The sequence below is a fragment of the Bacillus sp. 01N45 genome (assembly GCF_056399205.1).
On record NZ_JBFTQW010000001.1, the window covers coordinates 368,654 to 380,776 of the forward strand.

A 12,123-nucleotide genomic window follows, 5' to 3' on the forward strand; every position below is an offset into this window, starting at 1 on the left:
ATTCACTCTCCCTTCACTCTCTCAAATACGACACCATGTGCAATTGTTGGAATGGTTTCTTTCTGCTGCATCATCATCGGACTTAATAACGCACCAGTAGCAACGACAAAAATTCGTTGTAAATTCCCTTTTTGCATCTCGCTTAATAAATGACCATATGTGACAACAGCTGAACAAGCACAACCACTACCACCGGCAAATACTTCTTCTTGACCGGGATCATAAATCATTAATCCGCAATCATTATATATATGCCCAAGATCATAACCTTCTTCCAGTAACAGTTGTTTTGCTATTGGTGTCCCAATAGCTGATAAATCACCGGTAACAATCAAATCATAATCTGCTGCACTTCTCTTCAAATCTTCAAAGTGTTGTTGAATTGTATGAGCAGCAGCAGGTGCCATCGCCGACCCCATATCTAAAGGATTCGCAATCCCTAAATCTTGCACTTTTCCAATCGTAGCTGCCGTAATTTTAATAGCACTTTTTTCTTTACTAATTAATATGGATCCCGCACCTGTAACAGTGGAATTTGCTGTTCCTGGTTTTTGTCCCCCATACTCTGTTGGATAACGGAACTGTCTTTCAGCCGTTGCATTATGACTACTTACCGTCGCTAAAACACGATTTGCGAATCCACCATCTATAAAGGCTGATCCAACCGCTAAAGTCTCCATCGAGGTTGCACAAGCGCTAAACATCCCTAAAAAGGGAATCCCCCACCTACGCGCAACATAATTTGCTGTCACTGTTTGATTTAATAAATCACCCGCTAAAAAGAAATCAATTTGTGATGTTTTTACATTTCCTTTTTGCAAGACTTGTTGAATTGAATCTGACATTAACCTTCGTTCAGCAAGTTCCCAGTTTTCCTCTCCGCAATGTAAATCATCATATGAAATATCAAAATCCTTCCCAAGAGGGCCCTCAGCTTCTTTTGGACCGACAGCAGTACCGGTTGCATTCACATAAATATCATTTTGAAATACCCACGTTTGTTTTCCGGTCAACCTCATACTAGCCCCTCCTTTAAGACATAAAAATGTTAAAAGTATATCTTATTAATCCAATAACGTATGCACCAACGACCCCAAAAACGATAACACTTCCCGCTAGCTTAAACATATTTGTAGCAACCCCAAGCACAATTCCTTCACTCTTATGTTCTAGCGCAGCGCTCGCCATAGAATTCGCAAATCCCGTAACAGGTACGGCCGATCCCGCTCCAGCAAATTGACCGATTTTATCATATACACCACAACCTGTTAAAATCGCCGATAATAATACAAGCGTTGCAACTGTCGGATTTCCTGCCTCTTGTTCACTGAAATGAAAATAATGTATATAAAATTTCATCAATACTTCTCCGACAGTACAAATGAATCCACCTACAAGAAATGCCTTGACACAATTTAGGAAATAGTTTGGTTTTGGATGGTACTCCTTCACTTTATTTATGTAATCATCCTTTAGTTTTCGCCCTGTCATTTATATACTGCCTCCTACTTTACGAAATAAATCCAGTGAAACAATGAGCCTATTACTTTGCCAAGTACAAGAGCAACGAGTAAAACAACGATTTTCCCTTCTACCCCTACTCGTTTCGCTAAAATAGGTAAAACATTTAACACTTCTGTTAATGCGGCTGCAAGCATTCCAATGAATGTGCCACAAAATATTCCTAATATAACAAGCCAATATTGCGACGTTTGAAATGTAATGTTTTTCAAACTACACCAAGCTCCTGTTAACGTACCTGCAATAACTGCCCACTCAAAATATTGAATGTGCTTTCCACTTCTCGTTAATTGAGCTAGACGGGGGATTATACCAAGTACAGCTAAAAATGCGACATATCCGCTACCCACTGCAATTCCTCCCGCTAAACCAATTAAAATAACAAGCCCAGACTCAATCATCGGCAAGTTGTTTCATATTGTCCTTGTTTTCATGAACAATTACATATTGGTCAAGTGACTGCTGATATTGGAACATCTCCACTTCTAACGGACTCGGCTCTTCATTAATTCGCTTTTGAAATACATGATTAAAAAATAAGACCATACCTAACCCAAGACCTACTGAATAAGGAATTTGAAATAGCAGTGGCTGCGCCTTAAATTCTCCCGTAATCATGTAATATAACCGCTGGTGCACTTGTTGCATGCTTACATCTTCATGGAAATAAATGATCGCAAGAGCCGCTCCAATAAAAAGTAACAACCATACAAGTCCGAAGAAAACCGGATGTACTTTCTTTTTTTCATATATAATTTCAACAAGAGTTTGTCCAGAACCGAGTAAATTAATTTGTATATGAGCCGCTTTTCGCCTAATAATCTCAATAATTTTCATAACATCAATTACAACATGTGTCTTATCATGCGCTGTTATTTTGTAAACTACCTCATCCTGTAACGACTCAACTACCTCAGTATCTCCGGCAAGTTGAGCGACATCACGTAGTTTCACTTCATACGTAGGAGAAACTTTTAATCGATTACGCATTTTAATATAAATTGTTTGTTCCAATTTCTATTCACCTCTTCACTCTTCCTCGTAGTTGTAGTATGGTTATTGAATTTTTTTCTAATACAATTTTTTCATAAAAAAACATCTGTACCGTTTCGGTACAGATGTTTTTTAGTTTATGCCTTTTTCTTAAATAAATTTGCAATACTTAATGCGAGTCCTCCCCAAATGACTACCATACCAATCACCATCATCATAATCGCTGATCCGCTCATTATGAAACACCCCGATCTTTCCATTCTTTTTCAAGCTTAGCAGAATCTGAATGTATTTGTGCATTCCATTTCTTTATACTAATGATTAGTGCAACGATAAGGAAGGCTGCTGCAATTGACCAACCATATGTTACGACAAACTCCGTTGGATAATCTCCGTAGTTCTTTTTAATATTTTGGATTGTGCCATCAATTAACATGTACCCTAACATAAGCGGGGTAATAACGAGTAAACTTACTCTCCAAAACGTCCCTAACTTAATATCAGATACGAAGTTTGCATGATTTTGGTAAACTGGTAAACGGCGTAGAATGAGCCCTATCGTAACCACTTCCGCTAATGCAATTGAAATTAATCCGAAGTTATTAGCGAAATAATCAACAACATCTAGGAACATAAGCCCGCCACGTGTTGCAAAAACAAGAGAAACTAGTACGAGAAGCGTCCCCATAATTCCAATTGTTTTTTGGCGACTTAAGCTGAACTTTTCAGATACGGCAGCAAAACATACTTCCGCAAGTGAAATGAGGGATGTAATTCCAGCAACCGTTAATGATAAGAAAAATAATACGCCAAATAACGGTGACATCGGTAACTCATTAATGATTTGCGGGAATACTACGAACGCAAGTCCTACACCAGCACTTGCTACTTTATCAACTGGTACTCCCATATTATTTGCCATAAATCCAAGAGCTGCAAAGACCCCAATCCCAGCTAACAATTCAAATCCTGAGTTTGCAAAGCCAGTAATAAAGGCATTATTTGTTGTATCTGAGTTTTTCGGTAAATAACTAGAATACGTAATCATAATTCCAAATGCTAAAGATAAGCTAAAGAAAATTTGACCATAAGCAGCAAGCCATACTTTCCCATCAAAAATACGACTCCAATCTGGTTTGAAGAATGCATCCAACCCTTGCATTGCACCTTCCATCGTCACTGCACGAACTACGATAATAAGGAACATAACAACTAATAAAGGGATGAAAATACGATTAACAACTTCGATTCCTTTTTTAACTCCTTTAAATGCTACACCGAGCACGATAATCCAAACGAGAGCTAATGGAATTAATACTTCCGGTACGAGCCCTCCAAACTGTCCAGGCTTATCTGCAACATGCAAATACTCTTTAAATAAAAATGATTGCGTGTCTTTCCCCCATGCTCCAGTAATTGCAAAGTACGTATAGGAAATAGACCAAGCAATAATTACTGCATAATATGTTGAAACGATAAACGTTACACACATTTGCCACCATCCGATAAATTCAGCACGCGGACTAATACGGAAGAATGTAAGTGGCGCCGAACCACGATGACGATGCCCAAGAGCAAATTCAAACGCCAATAATGAAATACCAGTCGTTAATAATGCGAATAAGTACGGTAAAAAGAATGCGCCTCCCCCATTTTCATACGCTGTATAAGGAAAACGCCATATGTTTCCTAATCCAACGGCAGAGCCGACCGCTGCGAAAATGAATCCGGCCCTCGTTCCCCATTGTTGCCTCGTTTCCATATTTCCTTCCCCCTTTGTGACAAGTTCATACTTGGATTATATTTTAAATTTACTAAATTATCAATAAATTCTGTTAATTTTTACGAAAGTTTACAATCCCTACTAAATTAAAGTCATAAAAAAAATCGAATAGATAGCTACTCATCTATTCGATCTTTCATCTGTTTTAATATTTTCTTTTCAAGTCTTGAAACTTGTACTTGCGAAATACCTATGCGCTCCGCTACTTCTGATTGGGTTTGGTCTTTATAGTAGCGTAAATATACAATTAAACGTTCTCGATCATCTAATTCTCTAATTGCTTCTTTTAAAGCAATTTTATCAAACCATTTCGTTTCAGATTGATCAGCAATTTGATCTAAAATAGTGATTGGATCTCCATCGTTTTCATACACCGTTTCATGTATGGATGAAGGAGCACGACTCGCTTCTTGCGCCAGAACCACTTCTTCTGGCGTTAGTTCTAACGCTTCGGCTACTTCGTTAATCGTTGGTGCCCTTCCGAATTCTTTCGAAAGCTCGTCTCTCATCTTTCGAATTTTATTTCCTGTTTCTTTTAAAGATCTACTTACTTTCACTGATCCATCATCACGTAAAAATCGTTGTATTTCTCCAATAATCATTGGAACTGCATATGTTGAAAATTTCACGTCGAAAGATAAATCAAATTTATCTACCGATTTTAAGAGCCCAATACATCCAATTTGAAATAAATCGTCTGGTTCGTATCCTCGATTAAGAAAACGCTGCACAACCGACCATACGAGACGCATATTACTTTGAACGATTGTATCTCTCGCTTGTTGATCTCCATCTTGACTTTGTTGAATTAACGCTTTTAGCTCGTGGTCCTTTAACTGAGGTTTCTTCTTCTCATTTTTGACCTCTATGTCCATAGGCTATTCTCCTTAATTGCATAGAGCGTTACTATTTGATAAGTATTTTGTCAAATGGATTGTTGTCCCGAAAGATTCGTTTGAAATAACTTCTACTTCATCCATAAAATTTTCCATGATAGTAAATCCCATTCCGGAACGCTCTAATTCAGGTTTAGTTGTAAAAAGGGGTTGTCTTGCTTCATCTAAATCAAAGATGCCAATCCCTTCATCTCGAATCGTGAGTTTCACCATTGCTTCTTCCAAAATTACAGAAATATAAACAACACCTTCTGCATTTCCATCGTATCCATGAATAATTGCATTCGTAACTGCTTCTGACACAACTGTTTTAATCTCCGTAAGTTCTTCCATCGTTGGATCTAGTTGCGCAATGAAAGCAGCTACTGTAACGCGAGCGAATGATTCATTTTGACTTAATGCTGAAAATTGAAGGTTCATTTCATTTCTCATTTACGCCACCCCCAACGTCGCGAGCGCATGCGCTTCACTTTCTTCTAAGCGAACAATTTTAAATAAGCCCGACATTTCAAATAAACGCTTAACAGGCGGTGAAATTGCACAAACAACCATTTCTCCACCTAATCCCTTTACATGCTTATATCGGCCTAATATAACACCTAAACCAGAACTATCCATAAACGATAAGTTCTCTAGGCTCAAAACAATATGATGAACACCATGTGTCTCAATCATATCTGTTACTTTCGTTCGCAACTCTTCAGCAGTATGATGATCTAATTCACCCGCTAGTCTCACACATAGGACGTCACGCTTTACTTCTAATTGCATGGAAAGACTCACACGATTTCCTCCTTATGCTCAAACTTTACTCATTTACATACATAAAGATTTTCGTGATACAACATAAGAATCCTTCCTGCTGACAAAAGAAGAACTATTTCGCCATAAAGTGAAAACATTCGGCAATTATTTACTTTCATACGAATAGAAAAGCGGCAAAATGTTTGCCGCTATTTTGATGTTGAAAACATCCCAAAACTTCTTTTAAATAACTCCCACCAGCTCGCTGCAGCAACATCTTCTTTTGCTACAATTGTTTGTTTTAATAAAACATCTTTATCTTTTTTAATAACAAGTGTACCCAGCGCGTCACCTTTTTTAATCGGCGCTTTCACTTTCTTTTCAGCAATTACTTCTTGCTTTACTTTGTCCATATTTTCGCCCTTCTTCATAAGAAGAGACACATTGTCTGACGCAACTAAATCTACTTTTTCTTTTTTCCCTTTTCCTACTTGTACAGTCTTAATTTTTTCGCCACGTGTATACAATTTCTTTGTCATATATTGTCCAAATGCATAGTCAAGAAGCTTTGTTACTTGATTATTCCGTTCTTTCGATGTAGGTGCTCCCATAACAACTGAAATCACACGCATGCCATTTTTTTCAGCCGATGCTGTTAAACAATATTTTGCTTCTGTCGTAAAGCCCGTTTTCACACCATCTACTCCAGGATAAAAACGTACTAACTTATTCGTATTCACGAGCCAAAACTTCTTATCCGTATCTTCTCGTAAATAGTCTTCGTATTTACCTGTATATTTGCGAATAAGTGGGTACTTCATCAATTCTTTTGCCATTATAGCCATATCATTTGCTGTGGAATAATGGTCTTTAGCCGGAAGACCTGTTGGATTTTGAAAATGAGTATTTTTCAGTCCTAAATCTTTCGCTTTTTTGTTCATCATATTTACAAAACCTTCTTCTGAACCCGCGATATGCTCCGCTACTGCAACAGACGCATCATTTCCAGATGCAATAGCAATACCTTTTAGCATTTCATTTACAGTCATCTCTTCTCCAGGCTCTAAAAAGATTTGTGATCCACCCATTGAAGCTGCATGCTCACTTGCTCTAACTTTATCGGTCAGTTTTAGTTTTCCTTTTTCAACTTGTTCCATAATTAATAGCATTGTCATAATCTTCGTCATACTAGCAGGTGGTAACTTCTCATTTGGATTTTTATCAAACAAAACTTTACCTGTATCTTGTTCAATTACAATTGCTGATGACGCTTGTTCCGCTAACTTCGGCGTTGTTTCTTCTGTTTTTTCCTGCTTCGTCTTCTCAGATTGTGCGAAACTAACTGAAGTACCAGAAAGCAATAACATGAAACAAACAAGTATTCCAAAAACTCGCTTCATGACTAACCCTCCATTCTATATCAAACCTATTTTTTCCAATTTATTATTTTTTAATACCATATTTTTCTAATATTTTCAGTTGACAAATATATTCATCACCTATATTGTATTAAGTGTACTATATACAGTAGTACACTTAATACAAGTCAGAAAGGAGACATTGCTCTTGCATATTCAACTTGATCCAAGAAGCAACACTCCGATATGGGAACAAATTGTTCAAAATATAAAAGAACTCGTATTGAAAAACATGTTAGCTCCAAGTGATAAACTTCCTTCTGTACGCGAACTCGCTTCTTTACTCGTTATAAATCCAAATACAGTGAGTAAAGCGTATCAAGAGTTAGAGCGACAAGGGATTATTGAAACATTACGAGGAAAAGGAACATTTGTATCCCAATCGATTACCCCAACATTAGACGAAAGGAAAATCGCTATGGTTGAAAAGCAATTTCATCAATTACTATTAGAAGCCTCTTATCTTGGTATTACGAAAGATAAAATTCATGATTGGATAGATTCATACTATAAAGAGATTGGAGGAAATACGGATGCTGAAAGTGACAAGCCTCAAGAAAACAATTGATAATCAAACAATTTTAGACGATGTTTCTTTCACATTACAAAAAGGAAGTATCATCGGATTACTTGGAAGAAACGGTGCGGGCAAAACAACTTTATTACGAACGATGGTCGGCATTTTAGACCCTGATGCAGGGACTGTTACATATGAGGATACAAACATTCATCATTGTCCTGAAATAAAGCAAAAAATCGTATATGTTCCGGATTCTACTAACATATTGAACGGATATACGGTAAAAGAAATTGTAAAGTTTTATAAAGAAGTTTATAACGCATTTGATGAAGCATATTTCTATGAACTGTTAGAACGTTTTAACTTACCAAACAAACGAATTCGTAGTTATTCAAAAGGGATGAAAGCATTGCTTGCCATCATTTTAGCCGTTTCTACAAAAGCAGAATATATCATTTTGGATGAACCGACAAACGGACTTGATCCTATCGTTAAAAGGCAGATTTTACAGTTTCTCGTTGGAGAAGTGGCAGAAAAAGAGATTACCATTTTCATCTCAACTCACCATTTAGATGAAGTGGAACAAATTGCAGATACAATTATTATATTAAAAGGCCATACTATCTCGTCTATTACATCACTAGACGATGCCAAATCACGATTTGCAAAAATACAAGTAGCTTACGAACGTTCATTACCTCAAAAACTAGAAAACTTAAGCAATATTAAAATATTAAATCAAACAGGAAAAGTATATACAATCTTAATTGAGGGAAATGTGGCTGCAACATTGGAGAAGTTTTATAAAGAACAACCTATACTCATTGAAGAATTAACAATGTCACTTGAAGATGTCTTCGTTACGACACTAGAGGAGGATGGTTATGTTTCATAAGGCGTTGTGGACGTGGAATTGGAAACGCGGGAAATATGCTGTACTACTGTTCTTCTTTTATACACTTTATCTTCTATCTTTCGGATACTATAAAGCAGCTCAGCAACAACTTGCTAATTATTATAAATTACATGAAAAGGGAACGTTCTATTATGATTATGCTTTTTGGTCAAATACAGGTAATAGTTTTTGGATAACTATCCTTATTATTTCTATTGCTTGTCTATTAATAGGGTGGGAACGTAGCAGCCAGTCTAATGCACTACTTTTAACAATGCCATTTAAAAGAAAAGATGTTTTCTTATCTAAATGGGCTTTCGGTTCATTTTGGATTATTGGGTCTCTCCTTGTAAACTGGATTCTTATGTACTTTATTTATAGAACAACGATTCATTTTGATTATCAATCATTCGGGCCATTTCATCGATACTTTCTTTATGCAATTGTTTCATATGTTGCAGTATATACAGCTGCATTATGTATCGGTGCCTTTACTGGAAGCGTTTTTTCACAAGTTGTTTTTTGTATTCCTTGGTTACTAATGGGTCTTACATTTATTTCATTGCTGTACAATTTTACAATAAATCATTTAAATGTTCAAAATAATAGAAACTCTCACTTATATGAAAGTCTTTCTGAAATAAATAATAAAACAAATATTGTTGCACCAATATATAATTTTTCTATTTATTACGATTATGATCCAAAATCACGTAAAAAAGAAAACGATCCAAACACTTTAAGAGATCCAGCATCTTATAGATATTATTCAGCTAAATCCATATTGGTCCCGATTTTTTATACAATATTTTACTTACTACTTGGCGCATATTTATATACAAGATCACCAAATGAAAACACTCAAAAGATATTTATTTTCCAAAAACATTTAAAAATATGGATATGGGGGACAACCATTTACTTTGCATTACTAGGTGGCTATAAAATAAATCAATTTTATTTCTTACCTAACTACTATATCAGTTTGTTTCTCGCTGGAATCATTACTTATGTTGTATTATCACGCCTAACAAATTATAAAGTTTTTTAAAGGAGAGATCCTATGTTTCAAAAAGCACTATGGCTAAGAACATATCAACAAAGTAAATATGTTGTATGGTTATTTTGGCTCGTCAGCTTCTATACTTTGTCATATAAATACTATATGACTTCTATTCAACAGCAATATTTTCTAAATATGAATAAAAAATGGAAAGTTATATATCATTACAGTTTTGATTTAATACTTCTAGATTCTATCATGCTGTTAGGTAGTGTGCTAATCGTTCTAGCTTGTACGTTAATTGGATGGGAAAGACAAAATAACGCTAGCGACTTGTTATGGTCTATGCCATTTAAACGTTCACACCTTTATATAACAAAGTGGTTGTTTGGAATCTGTAATATCGCCGCTGTTGTCGTTTTAAACTGGGGGCTATTTGCTATTATGAAAAAGTTAACTTTTCATAATAAATATCAAGTATTTTCCCCTTTTCATAGTTACTTTATATACATGTTAATTGTATTAATCGCTATTTATACACTTACCTTATGTGTAGGTACAATTGCAGGGAATATTATATCGCAAGGATTTCTTACTGCAGCTATATTAATCTTCCCAGTGTTACTTCCATCTCTAATATCAGGAGTCATTGCTGTTCACTCGAATGCCGACTTTCATGAGAACAATGGCAGTATACATGATATTATGGAAAACATACGTATTTCTGGTCCAGCAGAAGAGTTTACTATTAGCTTTAATTACGATCCTCAAAACGCTTATACTGATAAGGATGGAGTACGTCATAATGAACCAAACTTTACAACAATCCCGCCGGCAAAAACATTGATTGCACCTATTGCACATATTATTATTTTATTATCACTCGGTATATATTTATATGCCCGTTCAGTCAATGAGCGAAATGGTAACTACTTATTGTATCCGAAACTACAAAAAGTAGTTATGGCTTGTGCGATTTTCTTTGGTGGAATCGTTGGAGGCTTAATGCTAAGTCGCGCGCATTCATTGTCCAGCTTTTACATCGGATTTTTAGTTACTAGTTTAATTATGTATTTCTTCCTGCCAAAAATATTAAAATGGAAAGTCTCTTGGAATTTTAAATAAAATAACCTCCTCTTCATGAGGAGGTTATTTCACATTCTCTCTTCTTTTCCCATACTCTTTTTCTTGCTTCGTTCCAAAGCCGTCACCATTTGCCACGATTTGATCTGTTGGAGCAACTATGCTTTCAGCAATTCTCCATTCTCCTCCTTGTTGAATAAACACTTGCATAAAATAATTCATGCCATTTAACTGATACGGATTTTCTTTTTTCACTTCATAACGAGCTGCAACATAATACACTTGCACATTCTCAGCTTCAAACTTAGAAATATATTGCGATAATCTCGGGATGTACTGTGATGCTTTCTGAAGTGGAAGTTGTTTTACTTTTATAAGAGAAGACTTTGTCACATTGCTTATCGTATCTTCATGCCGAATGTTATCACTATGATGAAATAAAATAGCATTCTGCATAGAACGAATCCATAGTTTTGAATATAAAACAGGTTGCTTATTTGAAATATGTTGTAATTCTTTCTGAACGACTTGAAGAGGCGTTGCAGCGTCCACGAATTGATTAAAGCAGAAAAAACTTCCAATCATAATGAAAAGCATACAAATACGTTTCATAATCTTTCACTCCGATTCTTTTTAATTAAAGTATTGGAGTTTCAAAATGTTTTTATTCAAAAGAAAAAGGATAGGAAAACTTTCGCTTCCTATCCTCATTTATTATAATACGCGGCCAAATAGCTCTAACACCATTTCGATTTCTTGGTCGCTCCAACCTTTAAATTTCTCTTTATAATATTCTTTACGCACAGCTTCAAGTTTTTCAGTTACTTCTCTTCCGTGTTCTGTAATTTCTAGGTACACGATACGACGGTCTGAATTTGAACGCTTTCTTTCTACAAACCCTTTTCGTACGAGACGATCAGTAACAGCTGTAATATGACTAGAGGTTACGTTTACTTCACTCGCAATTTGCGAAGCCATCTGTGGACTCTTTAAAAATAACGCGCGTAATACAGAAAATTCATTGTATGGCATATGTTCTGCAAAACGTGTATTAATATCATTTTGTAATAAACGTATCATCTTTCGAAATGATCCGGATAACTCTAAAATCAGTGTTTCTCTTTTTTCGTTCACTAGCCTCGTCCCTTTTTTATCATATTTACACATATTATAATCTATAAATACCCTTATTGTATATGCTTTCTTTCTTTAACATTCTCATTTATGTAACTTTTTCATACAAATTTCTTTTTTGTTCACACATATA

16 protein-coding genes are annotated in these 12,123 nt (G+C 35.7%); 4 read left to right on the forward strand and 12 right to left on the reverse strand.

From position 1 onward, the window contains the following. Positions 1-2: 2 nt before the first annotated feature. From spoVAD to dacF, 10 genes are all read right to left on the reverse strand, one after another. Positions 3-1,019, reverse strand: coding sequence for a stage V sporulation protein AD (spoVAD, locus tag AC1DMU_RS01845; protein ID WP_088064346.1), 1,017 nt, complete (start codon positions 1,017-1,019; stop codon positions 3-5). Between the two features lie 13 nt (positions 1,020-1,032). Continuing rightward, positions 1,033-1,491: a stage V sporulation protein AC gene (spoVAC, locus tag AC1DMU_RS01850; protein WP_000147730.1), complete on the reverse strand. Its 459-nt coding sequence runs from the start codon at positions 1,489-1,491 to the stop codon at positions 1,033-1,035. Between the two features lie 14 nt (positions 1,492-1,505). Further along, positions 1,506-1,922 (reverse strand): stage V sporulation protein SpoVAB, encoded by a 417-nt coding sequence (spoVAB, locus tag AC1DMU_RS01855; protein ID WP_000572948.1) that lies wholly within the window; start codon positions 1,920-1,922, stop codon positions 1,506-1,508. Then, complete coding sequence (gene spoVAA, locus AC1DMU_RS01860) at positions 1,915-2,535, reverse strand: stage V sporulation protein SpoVAA (protein ID WP_087985124.1); 621 nt, start codon at positions 2,533-2,535, stop codon at positions 1,915-1,917. The genes spoVAB and spoVAA overlap by 8 nt, the downstream gene beginning before the upstream one ends. A 116-nt stretch (positions 2,536-2,651) precedes the next feature. Continuing rightward, positions 2,652-2,750 (reverse strand): methionine/alanine import family NSS transporter small subunit, encoded by a 99-nt coding sequence (locus AC1DMU_RS01865; RefSeq protein WP_000016829.1) that lies wholly within the window; start codon positions 2,748-2,750, stop codon positions 2,652-2,654. Further along, positions 2,750-4,276 (reverse strand): sodium-dependent transporter, encoded by a 1,527-nt coding sequence (locus AC1DMU_RS01870; RefSeq protein WP_000450092.1) that lies wholly within the window; start codon positions 4,274-4,276, stop codon positions 2,750-2,752. Before AC1DMU_RS01870 ends, AC1DMU_RS01865 begins: the two co-directional genes overlap by 1 nt. Positions 4,277-4,413: 137 nt before the next feature. Continuing rightward, positions 4,414-5,172 (reverse strand): RNA polymerase sporulation sigma factor SigF, encoded by a 759-nt coding sequence (sigF, locus tag AC1DMU_RS01875; RefSeq protein WP_000350733.1) that lies wholly within the window; start codon positions 5,170-5,172, stop codon positions 4,414-4,416. 12 nt (positions 5,173-5,184) lie between these two features. After that, positions 5,185-5,625 (reverse strand): anti-sigma F factor, encoded by a 441-nt coding sequence (gene spoIIAB / locus AC1DMU_RS01880; protein ID WP_048546248.1) that lies wholly within the window; start codon positions 5,623-5,625, stop codon positions 5,185-5,187. Next, a complete protein-coding gene (gene spoIIAA, locus AC1DMU_RS01885; RefSeq protein ID WP_000059133.1) occupies positions 5,626-5,976 on the reverse strand; it encodes an anti-sigma F factor antagonist in 351 nt (116 codons plus the stop codon). A gap of 170 nt (positions 5,977-6,146) precedes the next feature. After that, positions 6,147-7,337, reverse strand: a complete 1,191-nt coding sequence (gene dacF, locus AC1DMU_RS01890) for a serine-type D-Ala-D-Ala carboxypeptidase DacF (RefSeq protein ID WP_000831992.1) — start codon at positions 7,335-7,337, stop codon at positions 6,147-6,149. 166 nt (positions 7,338-7,503) lie between these two features. Between dacF and AC1DMU_RS01895 the strand changes: the two genes are divergently transcribed. Genes AC1DMU_RS01895 through AC1DMU_RS01910 form a run of 4 tightly spaced genes read left to right on the forward strand, consistent with a single transcriptional unit; the run spans position 7,504 to position 10,898 of the window. Beyond that, entirely contained in the window at positions 7,504-7,923 is a 420-nt protein-coding gene (locus AC1DMU_RS01895) for a GntR family transcriptional regulator (protein ID WP_046957464.1), read from the forward strand. Then, the gene (locus AC1DMU_RS01900; protein WP_087985125.1) at positions 7,889-8,770 is read left to right on the forward strand and encodes an ABC transporter ATP-binding protein; all 882 of its coding nucleotides are present in this window, start codon (positions 7,889-7,891) and stop codon (positions 8,768-8,770) included. Before AC1DMU_RS01895 ends, AC1DMU_RS01900 begins: the two co-directional genes overlap by 35 nt. Next, positions 8,760-9,821, forward strand: coding sequence for an ABC transporter permease subunit (locus tag AC1DMU_RS01905; RefSeq protein ID WP_088064347.1), 1,062 nt, complete (start codon positions 8,760-8,762; stop codon positions 9,819-9,821). Before AC1DMU_RS01900 ends, AC1DMU_RS01905 begins: the two co-directional genes overlap by 11 nt. A gap of 12 nt (positions 9,822-9,833) precedes the next feature. Next, on the forward strand, positions 9,834-10,898 hold the full coding sequence (locus tag AC1DMU_RS01910) for an ABC transporter permease subunit (protein WP_088064348.1): 1,065 nt from the start codon (positions 9,834-9,836) through the stop codon (positions 10,896-10,898). Between the two features lie 24 nt (positions 10,899-10,922). Here the strand turns inward: AC1DMU_RS01910 and AC1DMU_RS01915 are convergent, their stop codons facing one another. Both AC1DMU_RS01915 and AC1DMU_RS01920 read right to left on the reverse strand, forming a co-directional pair. Continuing rightward, positions 10,923-11,468, reverse strand: coding sequence for a hypothetical protein (locus AC1DMU_RS01915; protein ID WP_000820916.1), 546 nt, complete (start codon positions 11,466-11,468; stop codon positions 10,923-10,925). A 102-nt stretch (positions 11,469-11,570) separates the two neighbouring features. After that, entirely contained in the window at positions 11,571-11,990 is a 420-nt protein-coding gene (locus tag AC1DMU_RS01920; RefSeq protein ID WP_001003308.1) for a MarR family winged helix-turn-helix transcriptional regulator, read from the reverse strand. Between the last annotated feature and the right edge of the window lie 133 nt (positions 11,991-12,123).